Origin of the sequence: Xanthomonas sp. NCPPB 1067, from assembly GCF_020783795.1 — a bacterium.
Classification (GTDB): domain Bacteria; phylum Pseudomonadota; class Gammaproteobacteria; order Xanthomonadales; family Xanthomonadaceae; genus Xanthomonas; species Xanthomonas melonis.
Map to the genome: position 1 here is coordinate 62,662 of NZ_JAJGQG010000008.1, position 24,914 is coordinate 87,575.

The 24,914-nt window shown below is 67.0% G+C and carries 22 protein-coding genes; 9 read left to right on the plus strand and 13 right to left on the minus strand.

Annotation, left to right across the window (positions count from 1 at the left end; genetic code table 11):
* Positions 1 to 28 precede the first annotated feature (28 nt).
* Genes LL962_RS08615 through efp form a run of 3 tightly spaced genes read right to left on the minus strand, consistent with a single transcriptional unit; the run spans position 29 to position 2,788 of the window.
* The gene (locus LL962_RS08615; RefSeq protein WP_228316600.1) at positions 29 to 1,366 is read right to left on the minus strand and encodes a TRZ/ATZ family hydrolase; all 1,338 of its coding nucleotides are present in this window, start codon (positions 1,364 to 1,366) and stop codon (positions 29 to 31) included.
* Positions 1,367 to 1,384: 18 nt separating this feature from the next.
* Positions 1,385 to 2,164, minus strand: a complete 780-nt coding sequence (locus tag LL962_RS08620; RefSeq protein ID WP_228316662.1) for a hypothetical protein — start codon at positions 2,162 to 2,164, stop codon at positions 1,385 to 1,387.
* Positions 2,165 to 2,221: 57 nt separating this feature from the next.
* A complete protein-coding gene (gene efp / locus LL962_RS08625) occupies positions 2,222 to 2,788 on the minus strand; it encodes an elongation factor P (protein WP_104586941.1) in 567 nt (188 codons plus the stop codon).
* A gap of 100 nt (positions 2,789 to 2,888) precedes the next feature.
* Between efp and epmB the strand changes: the two genes are divergently transcribed.
* On the plus strand, positions 2,889 to 3,917 hold the full coding sequence (gene epmB / locus LL962_RS08630) for an EF-P beta-lysylation protein EpmB (RefSeq protein ID WP_228316601.1): 1,029 nt from the start codon (positions 2,889 to 2,891) through the stop codon (positions 3,915 to 3,917).
* A 245-nt stretch (positions 3,918 to 4,162) separates the two neighbouring features.
* On the opposite strand, the gene LL962_RS08635 is transcribed toward epmB, so the two are convergent.
* The 3 genes from LL962_RS08635 to LL962_RS08645 are packed head-to-tail and all read right to left on the minus strand — an operon-like array spanning position 4,163 to position 8,022.
* Positions 4,163 to 6,280 (minus strand): putative bifunctional diguanylate cyclase/phosphodiesterase, encoded by a 2,118-nt coding sequence (locus tag LL962_RS08635; protein ID WP_228316602.1) that lies wholly within the window; start codon positions 6,278 to 6,280, stop codon positions 4,163 to 4,165.
* Positions 6,277 to 7,206 (minus strand): phosphate/phosphite/phosphonate ABC transporter substrate-binding protein, encoded by a 930-nt coding sequence (locus tag LL962_RS08640; RefSeq protein WP_167395280.1) that lies wholly within the window; start codon positions 7,204 to 7,206, stop codon positions 6,277 to 6,279. Before LL962_RS08640 ends, LL962_RS08635 begins: the two co-directional genes overlap by 4 nt.
* 51 nt (positions 7,207 to 7,257) lie before the next feature.
* Positions 7,258 to 8,022, minus strand: a complete 765-nt coding sequence (locus LL962_RS08645; RefSeq protein ID WP_228316603.1) for an RNA methyltransferase — start codon at positions 8,020 to 8,022, stop codon at positions 7,258 to 7,260.
* A gap of 117 nt (positions 8,023 to 8,139) precedes the next feature.
* On the opposite strand from LL962_RS08645, the gene LL962_RS08650 reads away from it, so the two are divergent.
* Positions 8,140 to 8,973 carry an inositol monophosphatase family protein gene (locus tag LL962_RS08650; RefSeq protein ID WP_228316604.1) on the plus strand — a complete coding sequence of 278 codons (834 nt, stop codon included), beginning with the start codon at positions 8,140 to 8,142 and terminating at the stop codon, positions 8,971 to 8,973.
* A gap of 393 nt (positions 8,974 to 9,366) precedes the next feature.
* On the opposite strand, the gene LL962_RS08655 is transcribed toward LL962_RS08650, so the two are convergent.
* Positions 9,367 to 9,978 carry a superoxide dismutase gene (locus LL962_RS08655; protein WP_228316605.1) on the minus strand — a complete coding sequence of 204 codons (612 nt, stop codon included), beginning with the start codon at positions 9,976 to 9,978 and terminating at the stop codon, positions 9,367 to 9,369.
* A 257-nt stretch (positions 9,979 to 10,235) separates the two neighbouring features.
* Between LL962_RS08655 and LL962_RS08660 the strand changes: the two genes are divergently transcribed.
* On the plus strand, positions 10,236 to 10,676 hold the full coding sequence (locus LL962_RS08660; RefSeq protein WP_228316606.1) for a ribonuclease: 441 nt from the start codon (positions 10,236 to 10,238) through the stop codon (positions 10,674 to 10,676).
* Complete coding sequence (locus tag LL962_RS08665) at positions 10,673 to 11,104, plus strand: barstar family protein (protein ID WP_228316607.1); 432 nt, start codon at positions 10,673 to 10,675, stop codon at positions 11,102 to 11,104. The genes LL962_RS08660 and LL962_RS08665 overlap by 4 nt, the downstream gene beginning before the upstream one ends.
* Before the next feature lie 86 nt (positions 11,105 to 11,190).
* On the opposite strand, the gene LL962_RS08670 is transcribed toward LL962_RS08665, so the two are convergent.
* Entirely contained in the window at positions 11,191 to 13,083 is a 1,893-nt protein-coding gene (locus tag LL962_RS08670; RefSeq protein ID WP_228316608.1) for an ATP-binding cassette domain-containing protein, read from the minus strand.
* 96 nt (positions 13,084 to 13,179) lie between these two features.
* Between LL962_RS08670 and dbpA the strand changes: the two genes are divergently transcribed.
* The gene (dbpA, locus tag LL962_RS08675) at positions 13,180 to 14,556 is read left to right on the plus strand and encodes an ATP-dependent RNA helicase DbpA (protein WP_104586931.1); all 1,377 of its coding nucleotides are present in this window, start codon (positions 13,180 to 13,182) and stop codon (positions 14,554 to 14,556) included.
* A gap of 28 nt (positions 14,557 to 14,584) precedes the next feature.
* Here dbpA and LL962_RS08680 read toward each other — a convergent pair whose 3' ends face one another.
* Complete coding sequence (locus tag LL962_RS08680; RefSeq protein WP_228316609.1) at positions 14,585 to 15,145, minus strand: adenine phosphoribosyltransferase; 561 nt, start codon at positions 15,143 to 15,145, stop codon at positions 14,585 to 14,587.
* 94 nt (positions 15,146 to 15,239) lie between these two features.
* A complete protein-coding gene (locus LL962_RS08685) occupies positions 15,240 to 16,796 on the minus strand; it encodes a protein adenylyltransferase SelO (protein ID WP_228316610.1) in 1,557 nt (518 codons plus the stop codon).
* Positions 16,797 to 17,030: 234 nt separating this feature from the next.
* On the opposite strand from LL962_RS08685, the gene LL962_RS08690 reads away from it, so the two are divergent.
* Positions 17,031 to 17,906, plus strand: coding sequence for an alpha/beta hydrolase (locus LL962_RS08690; RefSeq protein ID WP_104586928.1), 876 nt, complete (start codon positions 17,031 to 17,033; stop codon positions 17,904 to 17,906).
* A 145-nt stretch (positions 17,907 to 18,051) separates the two neighbouring features.
* Here the strand turns inward: LL962_RS08690 and LL962_RS08695 are convergent, their stop codons facing one another.
* Positions 18,052 to 18,750, minus strand: a complete 699-nt coding sequence (locus LL962_RS08695) for a glutathione S-transferase (RefSeq protein ID WP_228316611.1) — start codon at positions 18,748 to 18,750, stop codon at positions 18,052 to 18,054.
* Between the two features lie 351 nt (positions 18,751 to 19,101).
* A complete protein-coding gene (locus LL962_RS08700; RefSeq protein WP_006451993.1) occupies positions 19,102 to 19,311 on the minus strand; it encodes a cold-shock protein in 210 nt (69 codons plus the stop codon).
* 492 nt (positions 19,312 to 19,803) lie between these two features.
* Here LL962_RS08700 and LL962_RS08705 point away from each other — a divergent pair, with 492 nt between their 5' ends.
* From LL962_RS08705 to LL962_RS08715, 3 genes are all read left to right on the plus strand, one after another.
* Positions 19,804 to 20,352 (plus strand): YaeQ family protein, encoded by a 549-nt coding sequence (locus LL962_RS08705; RefSeq protein ID WP_228316612.1) that lies wholly within the window; start codon positions 19,804 to 19,806, stop codon positions 20,350 to 20,352.
* Entirely contained in the window at positions 20,349 to 21,530 is a 1,182-nt protein-coding gene (locus LL962_RS08710; RefSeq protein ID WP_228316613.1) for an NAD(P)/FAD-dependent oxidoreductase, read from the plus strand. Before LL962_RS08705 ends, LL962_RS08710 begins: the two co-directional genes overlap by 4 nt.
* 295 nt (positions 21,531 to 21,825) lie before the next feature.
* A complete protein-coding gene (locus LL962_RS08715) occupies positions 21,826 to 23,895 on the plus strand; it encodes a GGDEF/EAL domain-containing response regulator (protein WP_228316614.1) in 2,070 nt (689 codons plus the stop codon).
* 85 nt (positions 23,896 to 23,980) lie between these two features.
* Here LL962_RS08715 and htpX read toward each other — a convergent pair whose 3' ends face one another.
* The gene (gene htpX / locus LL962_RS08720) at positions 23,981 to 24,859 is read right to left on the minus strand and encodes a protease HtpX (RefSeq protein WP_228316615.1); all 879 of its coding nucleotides are present in this window, start codon (positions 24,857 to 24,859) and stop codon (positions 23,981 to 23,983) included.
* Positions 24,860 to 24,914: the final 55 nt, after the last annotated feature.

The following is a 24,914-nucleotide window of genomic DNA, read 5'->3' on the forward strand; positions in this document are numbered from 1 at the left end:
TGGAACTCCGTGAGTCGATGACGCGCGCTCAGGCGCGGACGGTGCGGATGCGGTCGCGCCATTGGCGCGCGTTGGCGACCAGGGCTGCGGTGTCCATGTCGACGAGCTCGCGCTGCACCAGCTTGGGCTTGCCGGCGATCCACACATCGGTGACCTGATGGCGACCGGCGGCGTAGATCAGCTGCGACAGCACGTGGTGCAACGGCTGGGTTTCCAGCGCCGACAGATCCACGCAGACCAGATCGGCCTGCTTGCCGACCTCGATCGAACCGATGCGGTCGCCGAAGCCCAGGGCACGCGCCCCGCCGAGGGTGGCCGCACGCAAGGTGGTGGCCGCGTCCAGTGCGGTCGCATCGTTGGCCACCGCCTTGGCCAGGATGGCGGCGGTGCGGTTCTCGCTGAACATGTCCAGGTCGTTGTTGCTGGCGCAGCCATCGGTGCCGATCGCCAGGTTCACGCCTGCACGCTGCAAGGCACAGGCCGGACAGAACCCGGAGGCCAGCTTGAGATTGGATTCGGGGCAGTGCACCACGCTCACGCCGCGCTCGGCGCACAGATGGATCTCCGCGTCGGTGAGCTGGGTCATGTGCACGGCGATCAGGCGATCGTTGACCAGGCTCAGACGATCCAGCCGCGCCAGCGGGCGCTGCCCATACTGTTTGATCGAATCGGCCACTTCCTGTGCGGTTTCGTGCGTATGCAGGTGCACCGGCAGGTCCAACTGGTCGGCCAGCATCCGCACACGTTCGAAGTTGGCATCGTTGACCGTATAGGGTGCATGCGGAGCGAATGCAGTGCCGATCAGGGGGTCGTCGCGCCACTGGTCGTGCAGCTCGCCGGCACGGGCGAAGTATTCGTCGTCCGACGACGCCCAGGCGGTGGGGAAGTCGATGATCACCGCGCCCACCAGTGCCCGGAAGCCGTGCTGCTTGTACACGGCGGCCTGCACGTCGGCGAAGAAGTAGTTCTCGTTGACGCAGGTGGTGCCGCCGCGCAGCATCTCGGCGATGGCCAGAGCGGTGCCGTCGGCCACGAATTCCGGCCCGATCACCGCCGCTTCCACCGGCCAGATGTGCTGCTGCAGCCACACCATCAAGGGCAGGTCGTCGGCCACACCGCGCAGCAGCGTCATCGGGTTATGCGTATGCGCATTGACGAGGCCCGGCATCAATGCCGCGTCCGGACGCGAGACGGTCTGCGTCGGCGCGAAGCGCGCGCGCGCTTGCGCGATCGGCAGCACCGCCACGATGGCGCCGTTGTGCACCGCCACCGCATGGTCCTCGAGGACCACCGCGTGCGGTTCGATCGGCACCACGTAACCGGCTTCGATCAACAGGTCGCAGGTTTCTGCAGGAGCATTGGTCATGAGCGAATCCATAGAAGGTTAGTTGCCGAACGGCCAGCCGTTGGCGGCGTCGGTCGCGGCGACATAGCGCTTGCCGTCATAGCGCAGCAGCTGGCGCGCGCGCCGGGCGCGTTCGGTGACAGTGTCGCCACCTGGCGCCACGTCGGACGTGACGATAGTGGCGGTCAACACGATGTCCGCATAGCCGGCATGCACCTGCCCGGCCATGGCCAGATGCATCGACGCGCGCTCGCTGATCACCCGCCCCCGCCCCCAGCTGCAGGGCTCACCCTGCACGCGCTGCCAGAGCGTGAGATCGCGTTGCAGCACCGGACGCAGCGTGCGGCCCTCGCGCACCAGCAGGGTCAGCGCATCGTTGCTGCGGAAATCCGGGCAGCTGGGTCCTCGTGCGACGCTGCGCACGACCACGCCGATCGCACGTGTGCCCGGCGCCAGATCGTAACGGGCGGTATCCAGGCGCAGGCTGTCGGCGTCCAGCTCGAGCGCGGCGTCCTCGCCCAGCTCCTGCGCGTAACCGGCCAGCACCCTGCCGCTGTCGGCCTCCAGCATGGCCACCCGCAATTGCAGGGAGCGCTCGCCCGGTTCGCCGGCACCGGTGACGAAGGCGATGGCAGCCAGGCGCTTGGTGGTATCGGAGGGCCATGTCTTGCAGGTCTGCGCCGCCACGGTCTGCACGGCGCCCGCGAACACGTCGGCCGCCGCAACCGCTGCGATACTGCCTGCATCGCAGGATGCGCCGGCCGGTCGTGCGGCGGCCGAACCGGCCGGCAGTGCGCCGCCCAGCAGGCCGCCCAGCATCAACGGAACACCGGCACCGCGTCGCGCTCGCTGCAGCCAGTGTCCCGGTCGCATGTCTTACTTGACGCGCGCGGAGTATTCGCCCGAGCGGGTATCGACCTTGATGATTTCGTCCTGGTTGACGAACAACGGCACGCGCACGACCGCACCGGTCTCCAGCGTGGCCGGCTTGCCGCCGCCGCCGGAAGTATCGCCACGCACGCCCGGGTCGGTCTCGGTGATCTTCAGTTCGACGAAGTTCGGCGGCTGCACCCAGATCGGCGCGCCGTTCCACAGCGTCACGATGCAGTCTTCCTCGCCCTTGAGCCACTTGTCCGCGCCGCCCATGCCGGCCTTGTCGGCCTGCACCTGCTCGAAGGATTCCGGATCCATGAAGTGCCAGTACTCGCCATCGCTGTACAGATAACGCATGTCGGTATCGACCACGTCGGCCAGTTCCACGTCGTCGGTGGCCTTCATGGTCATTTCCACCACGCGGCCGGACTTGATGAAGCGGTACTTCATGCGGGTGAAGGCCTGGCCCTTGCCCGGCTTGACGTATTCGGTCTCGGTGATGACCGCCGGCTCGTTGTTGACCAGGATCTTCATGCCGTTCTTGACGTCGTTCATGCCAACAGTGGCCATGGTGCAGCTCCTCGATAAGACCACGATCCGCCACAGGAGGGCGGGTCGGATTAGAATGGGGCGCCCGCCGCAACCGGCGGGCATTGTTTTGTGACCGCATATGATAACCGCAGCCCCCCTCGCCTTACAGCCGTCACCGTCCGCCGCACTGCCGCCGTCGCGCTGGCAGCAGCAGTGGCGCGACGCCGTACGCGATCCGCGTGCCCTGCTCGAGATGCTCGGGCTGGATGCGCAGGCCGCTGGGATCAGCGAGCAGGCCGCAACGCAGTTCCCGCTGCGGGTGCCGCATGCATTTGTGGCGCGGATGCGCCATGGCGAGCTCGACGATCCACTGCTGCGCCAGGTGCTGCCGCTGGATGCCGAAATGCAGCCGGTACCGGGCTATGGCCTGGATGCGGTGGGCGATGCGGCCGCCAGGACCGCCTCCGGCGTGATCCAGAAGTACCGTGGCCGCGCCTTGCTGATCGCCACCGGCAGCTGTGCGGTGCATTGCCGCTATTGCTTCCGCCGCCATTTTCCGTATGCCGAAGAAACCGCCGCCCGCGACGGCTGGCGCCAGGCCGTGGCGGCGATCGCCGCCGATCCGAGCATCGACGAGGTGCTGCTGTCCGGCGGCGACCCGCTGTCGCTGGCCACCCCCAAGCTGGTCGAGCTCACCGATGCCCTGGGCCGCATTCCGCACCTGAAGCGGTTGCGCATCCACACCCGCCTGCCGGTGGTGCTGCCGGCGCGCGTGGACGCGCCGCTGCTGGCCTGGCTGCGCAGCCTGCCATGGCCGGTGGCGTTGGTGATCCACGCCAACCACGCCAACGAATTCGACGCCGACGTGGATGCAGCGCTGCAGGCGCTGCGCGATGCCGGCGCGCAGTTGCTCAACCAGGCCGTGCTGTTGCGCGGCGTCAACGACAGCGTGGACGCACTGGCCGCGCTCAGCGAACGCAGCTTCGCTGCAGGGGTGCTGCCGTATTACCTGCACCAGCTCGATCGCGTGGCCGGGGTGGCGCATTTCGAAGTGGACGATGCCCGCGCCCGTGCGCTGCATGCGGAACTGGCCACGCGCCTGTCCGGCTACCTGGTACCGCGGCTGGTACGCGAGATTCCCGGCGACACCGGCAAGCGTCCGCTGTAACCATCGAACCCGACGCGGCGCGTCTCAGGAGCACAGCCGGGCGCGACAGGCCTCACCGGTAACGCCCCATCGCGCCCCCGGGGCGCTTCTACGGGTACTGCGCGCGGACTCAGCAGCCTGGCAGTCCCGGCGAACGCCCGTTGCGCTCACCCGCCGGCCCGCCAGACCTCCGGGTATGCGCGCGCCCGGGCGCGACGAAGCTTTCCCGGGACGACCCGTCGCGCCCTGGGGCGCTCCTGCGCTGCTTATCCCGCTGCGATCAGCTTGATCAGGTCGGCCGGGGTGAGCGGGCGGCTGAACCAGTAGCCCTGCCCCAGGTCGCAGCCGCGCTCGCGCAACAGGTTGAACTGCGCTTCCTGTTCGATCCCCTCTGCCACCACCGTGATTCCCAGCGAATGGGCCATATTGATGATGGCGGTGGTCAACGCCAGATCGTCGGGATCGCGCTGCAGGTCGGCGACGAAGCTCTTGTCGATCTTGACCCCGTCCACCGGCACCTGGCGCAGGTGGCTCAGGCCGGAGAATCCGGTGCCGAAGTCGTCCAGCCACACCTTCACGCCGGTGCGATGGAGCTGATCGAGCAGGCTGGCGGCCATCATCTCGTCGCCGATCACCGCCGTCTCGGTCAGTTCCAGGTGCAGCCGCGCCGCCGGCAGTCCGGATTCGGCCAGGCACTCGGCCACGCTGTCGATCAATGCCCCGCTGCGCAGCTGGCGCGGCGACACATTGACCGAGATGAACAGCCCCTCGCCCACGCTCGGCCATTGCGCCGCTTCCAGGCAGGCCGCACGCAGCACCTTCGGCCCGATCACTTCGATCAGCCCGCTCTGCTCGGCGATATCGATGAAGGTGGACGGCGCGATGGTCCCCAGCGCCGGATGCTGCCAGCGCAGCAGTACCTCCACGCCCACCAGCACGCGGTCGCTGGTGCGGTAGATCGGCTGATACACCAGCCGCAGCTCGTCGCGCTCCCAGGCCCCACGCAGTTCGTGCTCCATGTGCACGCGGCGCTCCACTGCGTGATCGGCGGCGCGGCTGTAGAAACGGTGGCAATTCTTGCCGGCGACCTTGGCCTGGTACATGGCGATATCGCCATTTTTCAGCAGTGCGGTGGCATCGTTGGCGTCGTCGGGGAACAGGGTGATGCCGATCGATGTCCCCAGGAACACTTCGCGGCCCTGCACATTCAGCGGACGACTCAGCTCGTGTACCAGCCGGTCGGCCAGCTGCGCAGCCAGCAGGCCGACATCGCCGCTCTGCAGCAGGATCACGAACTCGTCGCCACCGAAGCGCGCCAGGATCGCGTCCTCGCCGCCGAGCGCGGAAACCGCGCGACCGATGCGGCTGGCGAATTGCAGCAAGGCCTCGTCGCCGGCCTCATGGCCGAGGGTGTCGTTGACGCGCTTGAAGTCGTCGATATCGGCGAACAGCAAGGCCAGCTTGCTGCCGGTGCCGCGCGCGGTGTCGAGCCGGTATTCCAGCCCCTCGCGAAATCCCAGCCGGTTGGTCAGCCCGGTCAACGCATCGGTGTACGCCATGTGGCGCACCTCGCGGTCGTGGCGGGCGATGCTCTCGCTCATGCGCCCGAACGCAGAGATCAGCTCGCCGATCTCGTCGTTGCGCGGGTGAGGCGGCAACTGCACGGCATAGTCACCGCGCTCGATCTGCCGCGCAGCAGCGGCCAGCACGCGTATCGGTGCCACCAGCGTGCGCTGCACGTAGATGGCCAACAGCACGCCGAGCGCGATCAGCGCGGCCAGCAGCACCAGCAGCCAGCCCAGATCGCGCTTGCCGATCGCGTTGAGATTCTCGACCAGCGTCAGGTTGGCACTGGACTCGATCTTGCGCACCCGCTCGCGCGACATGCCTACCCGCACGCCGCCGATACGCTGGTCGCCGATCCTGATCGGCACCGTCACATCCAGCACCTCCGGCGAAGACTGCAGCAGCATCGCCCTGGCCGCGATGGCCTTGGCTGCCAGCGGATCGTCCATGCGCTGGCCGTAGCCGTGCAGGTTGGGCGTGCCGTCGTGCACCAGACGGCCACGCCTGTCGAACACCAGCACATAGCTCACCACCTGCTGCCGGGAGGCATTGCGCACCAGCGCCCCCACCGCGGCCAGATCGGAGTAGTACAGCGGATTGGCCAGGCCCGAGGCCAGCTCGGTGGCCAGCGTCTCGCCGCGGGTACGCAGGCTACGATCGAACAGCTCATGCAGGATCTGCGCGCTCAATCCGCGGACCTCGCGTTGCATCGCGCTCTGGCGCTGCAACAGCGAGGCCAGGATCGCAGCGACCAGCAGCAAGGTCAGCGCCATCACCAACAGGAAGCGAGCCTGCAGCCCGAAGCGCACCTGAGTCATTCCACCTGATCCCTCACGCGCCGCACGCCGGCACTCAGTTCGTCCAGACGTTTACGGCTGGCGCCATCCAGCGGATGGAACGCGGTGGTGCCGAAGAAACGCTTCAATGCAGGGCCGGCCTTCGGGTCGGAGGCGGCCTGCAGCAGCACCGCACGCAACCGGCGCTCCACCGCTGGATCCAGCCCGGTCCGCACCATCTCCACCGCGCGCGGTACCGGCGCGGTACGGTGCACGATGCGGAAATCGCGTTTGAACACCGGCGGCAGATGGCGTTCGTCGTTCCAGTCCAGATCGCTGAGGACGCCCATATCGACCAGGCGCTCGTGCACCAGCGCCGCGACGTTCAATTTCGACCCCACCATCAGGTATCCCACCGAACCGGGCGCCTGGGCATCGTCCGGCGAGAGCAGCAGGTCACAGGCCATGCCGTGGTGGATCAGTTCCAGCATCGGCAGCAGGTAACCGCTGGTGGAACTGGCGCTCTGCAACGCCAGGCTATGCCCGCGCAGCTGCGCCAGCGATTGGATCGGGCTGTCGCGGCGCACGAAGAACACCGAATGGAACTCGCGCACACCACCACGCTCGGTCATCAGCAGCGGATGTGCGCTGCCGCGTTGCTCCAGCAGCATCGCCGCGCCGGCGGTCTCGCTGACCCAGTCGACCCGGCCACGGCGCAGATAGCTGGCCATCTGCCGTGCATCGGGCGCCATCAGGATCTCACCACGGCGAACGCCTACTTCACGCATGCGCGGCACCACGTAATCGAGCAGCGGCTTGAGCTGATGGTACTGGGTGGCCGGATCGTCGCTGATCCGCCCCAGCACCAGGACCGAGGACGGCGCTGCCGCAGCCGTCGCGGCCAAGCCCGCCCCGGCGATCAGCCAGCAGGCAATCAGACACCATCGTAGACCGCGCAAAACGGACACTCCCCTAGAGCTGCAGACAGCCTAGCCGAATCTCGCAAGATGTGACAGACGTCAGCTTCCGGCGCGCTTGGCCAGCATCGCCATGCGTTGCGCATCGGACAGGATGCCGCGAATCAAGCGCACTTCCTGCTCGGTCATCTCCGCGCGCAGCAGCAGCCGCCGCAGCTTGCGCATCGCCGAGTCCGGGGCACGTCCCTTGTGGAAATCGATCTCCTCCAGCGTCTCGCCGAGCTGACCGAACATGCCCTCCAGCTGCGCGTGGCTGGCCGGGCCGTCGCGCAAACCGGTGGCCGCTGCCGGAGCTGGTTCGGCGTCCCCTGCCGCCAGCTGCGCCAGCCGCACCTCGTAGGCCAGCACCTGTACCGCCGCGGCCAGATTGAGCGAACTGAACTGCGGGTCGGAGGGGATGTGCACCGCCGCGTGGCAGAGCTGCAACTCGTCGTTGGTCAGGCCTGTACGTTCGCGGCCGAACACGAACGCCACCTCGGCAGGCTCGCCGGCCTTGGCCAGCGCACGCTGCGCACCCTGGTCCGGCAGCAGTTCCTCCAAGGCCACCCGGCGCGCACGCGCCGTGCAGCCGATCACCAGCGTGCAATCGGCGACCGCCTCGGCCAGCGTGTCGAACACTGGCGCATCGCCCAGCACATCCTCGGCGCCAGCCGAGCGCCGGTAGGCGTCGTCGTCGAGTGCGCGCTCCGGGGCCACCAGCACCAGACGCGAGACGCCCATGGTCTTCATCGCACGCGCGGCGGCGCCGATGTTGCCTGGATGCTGGGTGCCGACAAGGACGAAACGGATGCGCTGAGCGACGGACATGAACGGAGATCGGGGAGCGATACGGCCGTAGATGGTAAACTGCGCGGCCGGATTTCGCGCCGGACCGCTCTTTTACCTTCGTCATTGCCCACTTCTGCCTTCACGGGAGCTTTCACCATGCAGAAACCCGCCGTCACCGTCATGGTCAAAGCCGCCCGCCTCGCCGGCAATGTGCTGTTGCGCGGCATCAACAAACTCGATGCACTCAACGTAGTGCAAAAAGGGCGGATGGATTACGCCAGCGAAGTCGATGCCGATGCCGAGAAGGTCATCGTCAAGGAACTCAAGCGCGGCTATCCGGAGTACGCGGTATTCGGCGAAGAAGGCGGCGTGCAGGGTGGCAAGAGCGGCCGTTATACCTGGGTCATCGATCCGCTCGACGGCACCAGCAACTATCTGCGTGGCTTCCCGCACTATTGCGTTTCGATCGCGCTGGTGGAAAACGGCGAGCCCACCGACGCGGTGATCTTCGACCCGCTGCGCAACGAACTGTTCACCGCCAGCCGCGGTGCCGGTGCGGTACTCAACGACCGCCGCATCCGCATCGCCGAACGCAAGGATCTGGAAGGTGCGATGATCCACACCGGCTTCCCGCCGCGCGAACGCGCGCGCGCCAGCGCCCAGCTCAAGTGCGTGGACGCGCTGCTGGTGCAGGCCGAGGACGTGCGCCGCACCGGCTCGGCGGCACTGGACCTGGCCTATGTGGCCTGCGGCCGCGCCGATGCCTACTTCGAAGCAGGCGTCAAAGCCTGGGATATCGCTGCCGGCGTGCTGCTGGTACGCGAAGCCGGCGGCCGGGTGTGTGATTACAAGGGCGCCACCTCGCCGCGCATGGACAACATGGGGCCCGAAACCCAGCAGATCGTGGCCGGCAACATCAAGATCAGCGACGCGTTGCAAAAGGTCATCGTCAACACCGGCTACGCGCGCGAATTCGACGCCAAATTCTGATTCCTACGACCGACGGCAAGGTCCGCGGCGCGTGTCGCTGCGACAGGAACAGGCATACAAAAGGCCGGAATCGCTCCGGCCTTTTGCGTTGGCTAGACCTGCGGCGACGTACCTGCAACAGCATGCTTGCGCGACCAGGCACCATCGGCCAAGCCTCCCGCCTGCAGGTGCGCGACTCCGAATCATGGATATCCATCATGCCAGGACTGGCGCAGCGCCCTGCCCTGGCATCGACTGAGTCTGCGGCAACACTCCACAGTAGCGTGCTGGCCCACGATGGAGTATCACCAGGAATCTGCTGCACAGGGCGCGCCTGGACAGAAACCTGACCACCATCAAGCAGAAGGCCGGGATCTCTCCCGGCCTTCCGGCATCACCGCGTCACCGCACGATTCACGCGATGGCAGCGTGATAGCGGCGCTCGACTTCGCCCCAGTTGACCGCGTTGTAGAACGCGCCAATGTATTCCGGGCGACGGTTCTGGTACTTCAGGTAATACGCGTGTTCCCACACGTCCAGGCCCAGGATCGGGGTGTTGCCCTCGAACAGCGGGCTGTCCTGGTTGGCGGTGCTTTCCACCACCAGCTTCTTGTCCGGGGTCACGCTCAACCACGCCCAACCCGAGCCAAAGCGGCTGACGGCGGCCTTGGTGAAGGCTTCCTTGAACTTCTCGAAACCGCCGAGATCCTTGTCGATCGCCTTGGCGACCTCGCCCTTGGGTTCGCCACCACCGTTGGGCGACAGCACGGTCCAGAACAGCGAATGGTTGGCGTGGCCGCCACCGTTGTTGCGCACCGGGCCCTGCAGGTTTTCCGGCAGGCTCTTCAGCTTGGACACCAGCTCATCGATCGGCAGATCCGCGTACTCGGTCCCTTCCAGCGCGGCATTGACGTTGTTGATGTAGGTCTGGTGATGCTTGGTGTGATGGATTTCCATCGTCTGCGCATCGATGTTGGGTTCCAGCGCGTCGTAAGCGTAGGGCAGCTGCGGAAGGGTGTAAGCCATGCGTGTCTCCTGGACTTGCCGCCCGGCGAAGACCGGGCGTTGCGGGGTAGATGGTAAGGACGGCAGCAACGCTTACCAAGGGTGTCGGAAGGGAAACTTCGTCCCACCGCATGCAGCCGTCTTCTGCCACGCACCTTGCACCATGCCCCGGTTACCTGCGCGTGAACCACACCGACCTGGCCGAGCATTCAAAAACGACACAGTCGCGCATCGGCATACTCATGCTGCTGCCACCTCTTCGTCCACGGATCGCCTGCATGCGCAAGCCCGCTTTACTGATCGTCGCCATCGCCGTGCTCGTCGCCGGCCTGTGGGGCATGCGTGCGTTGCAGACGCCCAAGCCGCAGTTCGCCCCGCAACTCAGCGCTCCCGCCGCCGTCCCCGTTCCCTCGCGCCAGGTCCCCACGCTGCCCGACTTCCTGCCGATCGAGGCGATGGCCACCATCGTCCTGATCCAGCGCGGCGGGCCGTTCCCTTACCCGCAGGATGGCAGCGTGTTCGGCAATCGCGAACATCGCCTGCCCGAACGCCCGCGCGGCTATTACCGCGAGTACACCGTGGACACGCCCGGCAGCGCCGACCGCGGTGCACGCCGCATCGTCACCGGCGGCGCCCCGCCACAGACGTGGTACTACAGCGACGATCATTACCAGAGCTTCAAGCCCTTCCAGGGCCCGAGACCGGAGCAGGCGCCATGAGCGCGGGCGATTTCGCGCTGGATCTGTCCGACCCGCAGCAATCGGGCGTGTACCAGGCCGAGACCGGCGATCTGGATACCATGGCGGCATTGTCACGCGATGCCGGCCTGCGCATCCTGCGTGTGGATCTGGCCGGTTGCAGCGACAAGCGCATGCTGCTGATGCGCCTGGCCACCCAACTGGACTTTCCTGCGGGATTCGGCCGCAACTGGGACGCGCTCAGCGACGGTCTGCGCGACCTGTCCTGGCTGCCCGCGCCGCGCGGGTATGCGCTGTTGATCGATGGGGCCGATGCGCTGGCACAGTCCGCACCGGGCGACCGCGACAGCTTGCTCGACATCCTGGACGAAGCCGCCACCACCTGGGCGACGCGCGGGCAGACATTTGCGGCCTTCGTGGCGCCAGCCAGCGCCAGCGCCTGCGCGTAAGCGATCCGGCGCGCGCGATGCGCGCCACTCAGGCGTCATTGGCATGCGGGCCGGTGCATCTGCACACCGGCTTGCCAATCAATCCATCAGCTATCCAGCTCGCCCCAGCGCGCGTAGGCCGCATCCAGCTGTGCCTGCGCGTCGCTCAATGCGGCGGTATGTGCGGCCATGGCCCCTGTATCGCGCTGGTAGAAGCCCGGGTCGTTCATCGCCTCGGTCAGCGCCGCCACCTGCTGTTCCAAGCGCTCGATCAACGCCGGCAACTGCTCGAGCTCACGCGCATCCTTGTAACTGAGTTTGCGCTTTGCCGCAGTGTCGACCGGCGCCGCAGCGGCCACGGGCGTGGTGGCCGCGGCAGTGGCCGAAGCCTTGGCCACCGCCATCGCACTGGTCGCCGGACTGCGCCGCTGGCGCAGGGAATCACTGTAGCCACCGACGTAATCGCCAATCAGGCCATCGCCCTCCATCACCAGGGTGGAGGTCACCACGTTGTCGAGGAAGTCGCGGTCGTGGCTGACCAGCAGCAAGGTACCGCTGTATTCGCCCAGCAGTTCTTCCAGCAGCTCCAGCGTTTCCACGTCCAGATCGTTGGTCGGCTCGTCCATCACCAGCAGGTTGGACGGCTGCGCGAACAGGCGCGCCAGCAGCAGGCGATTGCGCTCGCCGCCGGACAGCCGCGTGATCGGCGCGCGTGCGCGCTCGGGCGTGAACAGGAAATCCTGCAGATAGGCATGCACATGCTTGCGCTTGCCGTTGATCTCCAGAAAATCGCGACCTTCGGCCACGTTCTCGATCGCGCTCCAGTCCTCGCGCAGGGTCGAGCGGTACTGATCGAAGTAGGCGATCTGCAGATTGGTGCCGATGCGGATCTCGCCCTGTTGCGGCTGCAGATCGCCCAGCAGCAGCTTGAGCAGGGTGGTCTTGCCACTGCCGTTGGGGCCGATCAGGCCGATGCGGTCGCCGCGCTGGATGATGGTGGAAAAGTCCTTGACCATCGTGCGCGCGCCAAATGCGAAACCAACCGCCTTGGCTTCGATCACCTTCTTGCCGGAGGACTCGCCCTGCGAGACTTCCATGCGCACATTGCCGGTGAGCTCGCGCCGCTGCACGCGCTCGTTGCGCATCGCCTCAAGGCGCCGCACGCGGCCTTCGTCGCGGGTGCGCCGCGCCTTGATGCCCTGCCGGATCCACACCTCTTCCTGTGCCAGCAGCTTGTCGAAGCGCGCATTCTCCTGCGCCTGCGCGTTGAGCCGCTCCTCGCGGCGGCGCTCGTAATTGGCCCAGTCGCCGGGCCAGCTGGTGACCTGACCGCGATCGATCTCGACGATGCGCGTGGCCAGCGCACGCAGAAAGCGGCGGTCGTGGGTGACGAACAGCACGCTGCCGCTCCAACCCTTCAGGAAGGTTTCCAGCCAGTCGATGGCCTCGATGTCCAGATGGTTGGTGGGCTCGTCCAACAGCAACACGTCCGGCGAAGACACCAGCGAACGCGCCAGCAGCACGCGCCGCTTCATGCCCCCGGACAGCCGCGCGAACTCCGCGTCGCCGTCGAGCTCCAGCTTGGTCAGCGTCTCGCTGACACGCTGATCCAGCGCCCAGCCGTCGGCCGCATCGATCTTGGCCTGCACCTTGCCGAACGCCTCGGCGTCGAACACCTCGGCATGGCTGAGCTGATGGAACTCCGCCAGCCAGTGACCGAGCTCGCCCAGGCCATCGGCCACCACATCGAACACGCTGCCGCCGGTGCCCTGCGGCACCTCCTGCTCCAGCCGCGCGATGCGTACACCCTGCTGCACGCGCACCTCGCCGTCGTCGGGCCTGAGCTCGCCGGCGATCAGTTTCATCAAGGTCGATTTGCCGGCGCCGTTACGGCCGATCAGAGCGATACGCTCGCCCGGCTCGATCGTGAGGTCGGTTTTTTCCAGCAACAACGGGCCGCCGACGCTGTAGTCGACGCTTTGCAGTGTGATTAAAGGCATCTGCCGATTGTACGGGATTGGGGATTTGGGATTGGCCAGAGCGAGCGCCGTTGTAGTTGCGAATCCCGAATCCCGAATCCCGGGCTAAAATACGCCATGAACGAATTCTCCGCGCTGCCGCTGTCGCCGGCACTGGCCCCCGGCATCGACGCCCTGGGTTACACCGTCCTCACGCCCATCCAGGCGCAGAGCCTGCCGCCCATCCTGCAGGGGCTGGACGTCATCGCCCAGGCGCCGACCGGCAGCGGCAAGACCGCGGCCTTCGGATTGGGGCTGCTGCAGAAACTGGATCCTGCGCTGACCCGCGCGCAGGCGCTGGTGCTGTGCCCGACGCGCGAACTGGCCGATCAGGTCGGCAAGCAATTGCGCAAGCTCGCGACCGGCATCCCCAACATGAAACTGGTGGTGCTCACCGGCGGCATGCCACTGGGCCCGCAGCTGGCCTCGCTGGAAGCGCATGACCCCCAGGTCGTCGTGGGCACGCCGGGCCGCATCCAGGAGCTGGCCCGCAAGCGCGCCCTGCATCTGGGCGGCGTGCGCACCCTGGTGCTGGACGAGGCCGACCGCATGCTCGACATGGGCTTCGAAGAACCCATCCGCGAGATCGCCAGCCGCTGCGACAAGCACCGTCAGAGCCTGTTGTTCTCGGCCACCTTTCCCGATGCGATTCGCGTATTGGCGCGCGAACTGCTGAAGGAACCGGTGGAGATCACCGTGGAAGGCGCCGACAGCGCACCGGAGATCGACCAGCAGTTCTTCGAGGTGGACCCCGGCTATCGCCAGAAGGCCGTGGCCGGCCTGCTACTGCGCTTCAACCCCGAATCCAGCGTGGTGTTCTGCAATACCCGCAAGGAAGTGGACGAGGTGGCCGGCTCGCTGCAGGAATTCGGCTTTTCCGCGCTGGCCCTGCACGGCGACATGGAGCAGCGCGACCGCGACGAAGTGCTGGTGCGCTTCGTCAACCGCAGCTGCAACGTGCTGGTCGCCAGCGACGTGGCCGCGCGCGGACTGGACGTGGAAGACCTGTCGGCGGTGGTCAATTACGAGCTGCCGACCGATACCGAGACCTACCGCCACCGCATCGGCCGCACCGCGCGCGCCGGCAAGCATGGACTGGCGCTGAGCCTGGTCGCCCCACGCGAAACCGCGCGTGCGCAGGCGCTGGAAGCCGAACAAGGCCAGCCGCTGAAATGGTCGCGCGCCCCTTTGGCCACTGCACGCCCGGCGCAGTTGCCGCAGGCGTCGATGACCACCTTGCGCATCGACGGCGGAAAGACCGACAAACTGCGTGCCGGCGACATCCTGGGCGCGCTCACCGGCGAAGCCGGGCTGTCGGGCGCAGCGATCGGCAAGATCGCCATCTACCCTACCCGCTCCTACGTCGCCATCGCGCGCGCCCAGGTCGCCAAGGCGCTGGCGCACTTGCACGCAGGCAAGATCAAGGGCCGGCGGTTTCGGGTCAGCAAGCTCTGAACGGCGCCGTGGCCGGCAGGCTGCTTGCTCAGTAGCACAACGTCGCCAGCAACGGCACGTCGTTGGCCCACTTCTCGCGGCCTTGCAGCGCCTTCAGTTCCACCAGTACCGCCGCGCCCACGACCTCCAGCTCCAGCTGCGCAGCCAGGCCCAGCGCGGCACGCAGCGTGCCGCCGGTGGCCAGCACGTCGTCGACGATCAACACGCGCGCGCCGCGCGGCAGTGCGTCCTCGTGCATCTCGATGCGGTCGGTGCCGTATTCCAGCGCGTATTCCTGGATCAAGGTCCGTCCGGGCAACTTGCCCGGCTTGCGTACCGGCACGAAGCCGGTGCGCAGTTCGCGCGCCAGGGCCGCGCCCAGAATGAAACCGCGTGCCTCGATGCCCAGTACCCCGTCCAGCGGCGTGGTCCGCCAGGGCTGCGCCATCTCGTCCAGCGCCGAAGCGAAATCCGGCCCGTCCGACAACAGCGGGGTGATGTCCTTGAAGACGATGCCCGGCTTGGGAAAGTCGACGATGTCTCGGATCCGGCCGGCCCAATGGTTGGGTCCGGAGGGCTGGGTGCCGGCGCAGCGGCTGCAGTCGGTCATGGCGGTCGTGGCATCGTGGCCGTGTGGGGGTGGCCTATTCTAGGCTGCGCAAGGCCTCGCCGCCGACTTCGCGGCATCGCGGCATCTGAGCGCGTCAGGAACTGCAGGACAGCATCGAACACCCGGCGCGATCGCGTGCCCAGTCCGGGCGGCGCGCGGCGAACGCCTCACGGCCGGGTTGCGCGTCATAAGGCCGGCGCATGACCTCCAGCAACTCCTGCACGCCGGACGGGTCGCCCTGCTCGGCTCGCTCGATGGCCTGCTGCGCCAGGTAGTTCCGCAGCACATAACGCGGGTTGGCCTGGCGCATGCGCTCCCGGCGTTCCTCCGGCGACAGCGTGTCCTGGCGCAGGCGCGCGGCATAACGCTGCAGCCATTGCTGCAATTGCGGCGCATCGGCCAGGCGCTTGTCTTCGTCGTAGAACGCATCGCGCAGCTGCGCCGGGTCGGGATGCTCGGGCGACAGGTCGATCAAGCCGAGGAAGGTCAACGTCATATCCATCTCGGATTCGCGCATCAGCGCGCGTAGCGCATCGATCAGCGCAAGGTCCTCGTCCCGACATTCGGCCAGCCCCAACTTGGCGGCGGTGTCGCGGCGGTCGCAGGCCAGATAGGTATCGCGAAACCGGTCCAGCCCCTGCTGCAACGGCGTCGCATCGGCGAACAACGGCGCCAGCGCCTGCGCAAGCCGCCCCAGATTCCAGTAAGCCACTTGCGGTTGCGTCCCGAAGCGATAACGGCGCCCCTGCGCATCGGTGGTGTTGGGCGTCCAGTCCGGGTCGTAGTCGTCGACCCAGCCATAAGGGCCGTAGTCGATGGTCAGGCCCAGGATCGACATGTTGTCGGTATTCATCACCCCATGCACGAAGCCGACGCGCATCCAGTGCGCCACCATGACGGCGGTGCGCTCGCACACCTGCGCAAACCACTGCGCGTACAACGGCTCCGCGCTGCCGGACAGCTCCGGATAGTCGCGCGCGATGGTGAATTCCACCCACTGCCGCAGCAAGGCGATATCGCCACGCGCGCTGGGCAGCTCGAAATTGCCGAAACGCACGAACGACGGCGCCACCCGGCAGACCACCGCGCCCGGCTCGTGCTGCGGCCGCCCGTCGTAGAACATGTCGCGCACCACCGTTTCGCCGCTGACCACGAGGCTGAGCGCGCGCGTGGTCGGTACGCCCAGGTGATGCATCGCTTCGCTGCAGAGGAATTCGCGGATCGACGAGCGCAGCACGGCACGACCATCGGCGCCGCGCGAATACGGGGTCGGGCCGGCGCCCTTGAGCTGCAATTCGTAGCGTCCGCCATCCACGCCGATCGCCTCGCCCAGCGAAATCGCCCGGCCATCGCCCAGCTGCCCGGCCCAGTGTCCGAATTGGTGTCCCCCGTAATTGCTCGCCCACGGCTGCATGCCCGGCATCAGCGCATTGCCGCCGAACACCTCGGCAAACTGCGCGCTGCCGATCTGTGCCGCATCCAGCCCGAGGGCCCGGGCCATGTCGGTGGAGTGCGCGATCAGGCGCGGGGCGGCGACCGGCGTCGGCAGCACCGACGACCAGGCAGCGGCCACCTCGCGCCGGCGTGGCCCCTCCTCCGGGTCGCCGGGCAGTTCCCGGCGCAGGCGATTGTCGAAATGCAGTTGCGTCATGTGGACAAGCCTAGGCCACCGCGGGTGAATGCGACATTGGAAAGCGACCGGCACGCGCAGCGCACCATGACGGACTCGTCCTGCACATGCCGGCGACAAGCGATCGCTGCTAATGGACGACCTCGCTCGGTCGCTGCGGACCTGGACATGCCTTGGTCTCCTCACGCCCGCTCCCGCACGATCCGCCGACTGTCGCCAACCGCTCGCCCTCCCGCTTTGCAGACCACATCGCCCATGTCCTCCCGCGCCCTTCGTTGGATCCGTCCCGCCATCGTGCTGCTTGGCTCGCTGAGCCTGACCGCCTGCAGCAGCCTGTTCTTCGGCGGCATCAACGCCGCCTCCAGCCGCGCAGGCATCATCGAACACCCCAACCAGGTCTTCGATGCCGCCCATGGCCTGGCGCTGGATGTCTATCAGCCGCAGGGTGCCGTCGATGCGCCGGTGGTGGTGTTCTTCTACGGCGGCACCTGGAAGCGCGGCTCGCGCGCCAACTATCGGTGGGTGGGACGCGCCCTGGCGCGCCAGGGGGTGGTGACGCTGGTCGCCGACTACCGCAAGTATCCCCAGGTCGACCTGCACGGCTTCATGGCCGATGCCGCCGGCGCGACGGCCTGGGGTTATCGGCATGCTCGGGCCTACGGCGGCGATCCAACGCGGGTGGCGGTGATGGGCCACTCGGCCGGCGCGCACCTGGCCGCCCTGCTGGGGACCGACGCGCGCTGGCTGCATGCCCAGAACCTCGCCCCCCGGCAACTGTGCGGCGTGGTGGGATTGGCCGGACCTTACGACTTCCTGCCGATGACCGATCCCGAGTTGGTCGAGATCTTCGGCGACGCCCCAGCGGCGCAACGGCAATCCCAGCCGGTGGCGCATGTCGGCGGCGACGAACCGCCGATGCTATTGCTGCATGGCGATGCCGACCGCGTGGTGGAGCTGGAAAACAGCAGCTCGCTGCAGAAGACGCTACGGCAGAAAGGCGGCAGCGCCGAGCTGAAGATCTATCCCGGCATGGGCCACATGGGCATCGTGCTGGCGTTGCGCAAGCCGCCGCAGCGCTCCGCGGTGCTGCGCGACACGCTGGACTTCCTGCGCACCTGCAAGGCACCTTGAGCGCCGATACCCGCGACTGCTCTTACGGTGCCGCCTTGTGCACCGTCGCCACCAGCTGCTGCACAGGCCCGCAGCAGCAGCCGGCAGCAGTGCTGGCGCACACGTACGCGGCCCACGACCGGATACCGGCGCTTGCGCTGCCCCGTCACTCGGCGGATTTGCCGCCCATCAGCTCGTAGGGGCCACCTTTCTTCAATGCCGCCTGGTAGGCCGGGCGCGCCTCGATCCGCTGCAGGAAGGCGCGCAGCTTCGGGTAGCGTTCCAGTCCACCACCACGTGCGGCGGCCGCTTGCACCGGGAAGCTCATCTGGATGTCGGCGGCGGTGAAGCGATCGCCGGCGAACCATTGCTGCGCCTGCAACGACTGCTCCATCCAGTCCAGGTGTAGCTTGACCTGCGGTCCGACGAAGCCGGACATCGCCTTGTCCACGATCGCGCGCGCGATCGGCTTGGCGAAGAACGGCATCGGCGCGCTGCGGATGCGGCCGAACACCAGGGTCATCAGCAGCGGCGGCATGGCCGAGCCTTCGGCGTAGTGCATCCAGTAGCGGAACTGCTGGCGCTCGGGCGAGTCGATCGGCCGCGCCGGTGGCGACAGCGCGCATTCGGTGTCGTAGCGCTCGCACAGATAGTCCAGGATCGCTCCCGATTCGGCGATGGTCAGCTCGCCGTCCACGATCACCGGCGACTTGCCCAGCGGGTGGATGGCGCGCAGCGCCGCGGGCGCGAGCATGGTCTTGGGATCGCGCTCATGGCGGACGATCTGGTACGGCAAGGCCAGCTCTTCGAGCAGCCACAGCACGCGCTGCGAACGGGAGTTATTGAGATGGTGGACAGTGATCATCGCTGGGAGCCGTGCGCGGAAAGCGCCATCCTAACCAACACGGCGTCGCCGCCGCGCACACGATGGCGCGTCCAGCGCATTGCCAGGGAAATGCGATGCTCCATGCAGGCCACGAACGCTGCCAGCAGCGGCCGGTATCGGATGCGGGTGGTGCGCAAGCAGCCGAGGCCCACGCCACGATGTCGAGAGGGTGCAACCGCCGGGCAGAACGCGGTGTCCACCGCGATCGAGCCTGGCGATCAGGCATCCGGGCCGCCCGTCGTCGCGGGGAATCGACGGCAGCACCGGCAATAAAAAACGCCGGGCGCTTGCGCGACCGGCGTTCTTGGCAACCTTGCGGTTTCAGACGGATTAGACCGCCTGCACCTGGTCAGCCTGCATGCCCTTCTGGCCCTGCACGGCGACGAAGGTGACCTTCTGGCCTTCCTGCAGCGACTTGAAGCCGGTGCCCTGGATGGCGCGGAAGTGCACGAACAGGTCCGGGCCGCTTTCCGGGGTGATGAAGCCGAAGCCCTTGGCATCGTTGAACCACTTCACGGTACCGCTCTGACGATCTGACATTTACAAACTCCTGAACTATAGATGGATAAATCGCAGCGTCCGAAAAGCCGGAGCTGAGACTGAGTTGCAGGCGTTGGTAAAGCGGAACGATGAAGCGAGATCTGTAACGATCCGGCTGCACCAGGCCACGATTCACGGTGACCCTTGCAAACACAGTGCGTGCACAGTACTCGTGTTTTCGGCAAAAAGCGACACCCCGAAACAATTCTTTTGCAGTCGGGCCGGATCCGACACCGTGTCGGGCGCCTCCCCTCGCCGGGAAGATGACTGAATAGGCATTTACTGCCAACGGGCGCACGGATTCGAGGCGATCGGCGGGTCCATCGCAACGGCGCCTGGACACCGCCCTGCTCCTTCCTGCGGTGGACCTCAGACCAGCCTTCGTCGCACTGCAGCATCGCCGACCCGAGGTGCCGGTGCGGAACCAACACCCTCGCATACGCCCACTGGAACAGGTGCGTATCATGGGCGCCCTTTGTAATCGGCATCCTGATGGCCCTCACCGCCACCGTCCGCAGAGCGGAACTCCAGATCAGCGACATGGACCGTGGCTACTACGCCAACCATTCGTTGACCCTGGCCCAGCACCCTTCCGAGACCGACGAACGCCTGATGGTGCGGCTACTGGCCTTCGCACTGTTCGCCGACGACCGCCTGGAGTTCGGTCGCGGCCTCAGCAACGACGACGAGCCCGATCTGTGGCGACGCGACTACACCGGCGACCCGGACCTGTGGATCGATCTTGGCCAACCGGACGAGAGCCGGGTCCGCAAGGCCTGCAATCGTGCGCGCGAGGTGGTGGTGATCGGCTACGGCGGCCAGGCCACCGAAACCTGGTGGAAGAAGCACGCCAGCGCCATGGGGCGGCACCGCAACCTGCGCGTGATCGAACTGGATCCCCAGGCGACCGAGGCGCTGGGCGCCTTGATCCAGCGCGGCATGCGCTTTGACGCGATCATCCAGGACGGCGAAGTGCAGATGCTGGCCGACCACGGCAGCGTCACCCTGACACCGACGGTGCGGCAAGCACCTGCCGAATGAGCATGCGCTGCGACGTTCTGGTCATCGGTGCCGGTGCTGCCGGCCTGATGGCCGCCTTCACCGCCGGCCGTCGCGGCCGCCAGGTCCTGGTGGTCGACCATGCCAACAAGGTCGGCAAGAAGATCCTGATGTCCGGCGGCGGGCGCTGCAACTTCACCAATACCGGGACTGCGCCAGGCAACTTCGTTTCGGCCAATCCCCACTTCTGCAAGTCGGCCCTGGCGCGCTACAGCCCGGCCGATTTCGTGGATATGGTCGAACGCCATGGCATCGCATATCACGAGAAGGAACTGGGCCAGCTGTTCTGCGACGTCTCTTCCAAGCAGATCGTGCGCCTGCTGCTGGACGAGTGCGAGGCGGCCGGGGTGCAGATCCGCACCCACTGCGAGCTGCAGTCGGTCCAGCGCGACAGCGATGGATTCAGCGTGCAGACCAGCGCCGGGCGTATCCAGACGCAATCGCTGATCGTCGCCACCGGCGGGCTGTCCATTCCCAGCATGGGCGCCAGCGGCTTCGGCTACGCGCTCGCCCAGCAGTTCGGCCACACCGTACTGCCCACGCGGGCCGGGCTGGTACCGCTCACCCTCAGCGGCAAGCACCAGCAACGCCTGCAGGACCTGTCCGGGCTCGCGCTGCCGGTGGAGGCGCGCTGCAACGGGGTCAGCTTCCGCAACTTCATGCTGCTGACCCATCGCGGCGTGAGTGGCCCGGCGATCCTGCAGATTTCCTCGTACTGGCAGCCGGGCGACGATTTGCGCCTGGATCTGTTGCCTGGCCACGATGCGGCGGCCTGGCTGCGCGAGCAGAAGCAACTGCGGGGCGCCACCGAGCTGCGCAACGTGCTCGCCGATGCCCTGCCACGCAGGTTTGCGCAACGCCTGTGCGAGGTGTGGCTGCCGGACAAGCCGGTGCGTCAGCTGGATCCGCCGCAACTGCAGGCCGCCGCCGATCTGCTTGGCGGGTTTGCGCTGGTCGCCAGCGGCACCGAAGGCTACCGGACCGCCGAAGTGACCCTGGGCGGCGTCGATACGCATCAGGTCTCGAGCGCCACGCTGGAATCGCGGCTGGTCGCCGGGCTGTACTTCGTCGGCGAGGTGCTGGATGTCACCGGCTGGTTGGGTGGCTACAACTTTCAATGGGCATGGGCATCCGGCCATGCTGCCGGAAGCGTGGCGTAGCTGCAGCCGGTCACGGCAGGAGCGACGGCCAAGGATGCAAGGCAAGCCGGGGCACCGCTGCAGTTGGGCGCATCGCATGCCCACTGCCGCGCTCGACAGGCGTGTCACGCGGCCTTTCGCGGCGCCTACATGGGGCGCCTTGTTTCGATGTGACACTGAGCCGGTGGCAGGCACTTCGGCCGACGTGACACACGCCAATCCTTGCGCCACGTCTCACACTGCATGCGGCACCATCCACACACATGGACGCACCAGACTCCGTTCGTGTATTAAAGCCGGTCTCCAGGAGCCTCGCATGCAAAAAGGCAAAGATCTCACCCTCCGCCTGATGATCGTCGACGACAGCGTCGAGGGCGCCGAGGCGATCGTGACAGCGCTCCGCAATGGCGGCATCGCGGTGCGGCCTTCGCGTCCGCAGACGCCGGAAGAGCTCGCCAGCATGTTGTCCGGCCAGATCGACCTGGCACTGCACGGCCAGGCGCAGCAGATCCCGATGAGCGCCCTGCATCAGCAGATCGCCGGCAGCGGCAAGGACATCCCGATCATCCTGCTGGCCGAACGGATCGAAGAGAACGTCTTGGTCGAGGCCGCCGCGCACGGCATCCGCGCCATCGTGCTGCGCCACCGCCCCGAGCATCTGCTGGCGCTGGTGCGCTCGGAGTGGGCCGACCTGCAGGCGCGCCGCGGGCTACGCCGCATCGAGGCGCAGATGCGCGAAACCGAGCGCCGCTGCGACGCCTTGATTGCCTCCTCGCGCGACCCGATCGCCTACGTCCACGAAGGCATGCACATCCGCGCCAACGAGGCGTATCTGGAGATGTTCGGCTTCGAATCGTTCGAGGACGTCGAAGGCGTGTCGCTGCTGGACATGATCGCCGCGCAGTACGTGGACGACTTCAAACAATTGCTCAAGGCGATGGCCAAGGGCGAGCCGCCGCCGGCGCAATACAAGGTGGATGCACGCCGGCTGGAAGGCGACACCTTCCCGGCCACGATGGAATTCGCCACCGCCACCTACGAGGGCGAGCCCTGCATCCAGGTGGTCTTCCGGCGTCGCGAGGAATTCGATCCGGAACTGGCGCGCGAGGTGGAAGACCTGCGCCAGCGCGACCAAGTCACCGGCCTGCTCAACCGCCCCACCTTCATGGTGGCGCTGGAACAGGCGGTGGCCCAGGCCGGCCGCAGCGAGGGCCAGTCCGGCTTCCTGCTGATCGAACCGGATCATTACGCGCGCATCCTGCCCGAAATCGGCCTGGACTCGGCCGATGCCCTGATCGCGGCCATGGCCGCGCACGTGGCCGGCGTGGTGGACGAGAGCGTGGTGGCCGCGCGCTTCGGCGAACACAGCTTCGCGCTGTTGCTGAGCGGCAACTACGCGCGCACCCATGCCCTGGCCGAAACCGTGCGCAACGCGTTCGCGCAGCACGTCTTCAGCATCGGCGCACGTTCGGCCACGGTCACGGTGAGCATCGGCGGGGTACAGATCGGCGAGAAGATCGCCAGCATCGGCCAGGTGCTCAATCGGGGCACCGAAGCGGTGCGTACCACTGCCGAACTCGGCGGCAATGCGGCCAGCATCTACGACCCGGCCGCCTCGGACCGGGCCGAGGAGGAGCGTATCGCGCGCTGGGTCGAACAGCTGCGCGAAGCGCTGGTCGGCGATGGCTTCCTGTTGCATTACCAGCCGGTGCTCAACCTGCAGGGCGAACCGCTGGAGCTGTACCAGGCCTTCCTGCGACTGGAACGCAATGGCGAAATGATGTCGCCGAACGCGTTCATGGCGATCGCCGAAGAGCACGACTTGGTCACCGAGATCGACCGCTGGGTCGTGGCGCGGGCGATCCGCCAACTCGGCGAGCGGCAGCGTGCGGGCCACAAGACCCACCTGCTGGTGCGTATCGGGCCGAACTCGTTCTCCGACCCGCAGATGATCGACACCATTCGCGAACAGCTGGCGGTCTACGGCGTTCCGGGCGAACGGCTGTGGCTGCAGACCCCGGAGTCGAAAGTCTTCACCCACCTGCGCAACGCCCAGCAGTTCCTCGCGGCGGTCTCGGCGATGGGCTGCAAGGTCGGGCTGGAGCAGTTCGGTTCGGGACTGGACTCGTTCCAGCTGCTGGCGCATTTCCAGCCGGCCTTCCTGAAACTGGACCGCGGCATCACCGGCGAGATCGCCTCCGCCCGCGAAAGCCAGGAGAAGATCCGCGAGATCACCTCGCGCGCGCAGCCGGCCGGCATCCTCACCGTGGCCGAGTTCGTGGCCGATGCGCAATCGATGAGCAGCTTCTTCAGTGCCGGGGTGGACTATGTGCAGGGCGATTTCGTCGCTCCCACCGGCCCGGCGATGAACTACGAGTTCGGCTGAGCGTACCCGACCGGGAAGTGGCGCCACAAAAAAACCCGCCGAGGCGGGTTTCTTGTTCTCGATCTGCCTGCGGCCGGCCCGACGGTTACATCGCGGTGCCGTTTGCCGCACGCAGCGCGGCGATGCGCTCTGTCAACGGCGGATGGCTCAGGAACAGCCGACGCAGCCCATCGCCCACGCCGCCTGAAATGCCGAAGGCCTGCACCTGCGAGGGCAAGGTGCTCTGGCCGTGGTTGAGCGACAGGCGCTCCAGCGCGGCGATCATCTTGCTGCGACCGGCCAGCTGCGCGCCGCCGGCATCGGCACGGAATTCGCGGCGACGCGAAAACCACATCGCGATCATGGTCGCGAACAGCCCGAACACCATCTCCAGCACGAACACGATGGCGTAGTACGCAAAGCCACGCCCGCCCTCGCGATTGCCGGCCAGGGCGCTGTCGATGATGCCGCCCACCACCCGCGCCAGCACGATCACGAAGGTGTTGAGCACGCCCTGCAGCAGCGCCATGGTCACCATGTCGCCATTGGCCACGTGCGCGATCTCGTGCCCCAGCACGGCCTCGGCCTCATCCTGGCTCATGTTCTGCAGCAGGCCGGTAGACACCGCCACCAGCGCGTTGTTGCGGTTGGCGCCGGTGGCGAACGCGTTGATCTCCGGGCCTTCGTAGACCGCCACCTCCGGCATGCCGATACCGGCAGCCTCGGCCTGCCGACGCACGGTCTGCAGCAACCAGCGCTCGGTGGGCGTGCGCGGCTCGGTGATCACCTGCGCGCCGGTGCTGCGCTTGGCCAGGAACTTGGACAGCAGCAACGAAATGAACGAGCCACCGAAGCCGAAGATGGCGGCCATGACCAGCAGCCCGCCCATCTGGGCGGAATTGACGCCCAGTACCGACATGACGATACCGGCGAGTATCAACACCGCCAGGTTGGTCAGCAGGAACAGGAAGATGCGGTTGAACATGGCGCGCGGGCTCCACTGATGCTAAGGATGAACTGCTGGCGATCTGCGGACATCG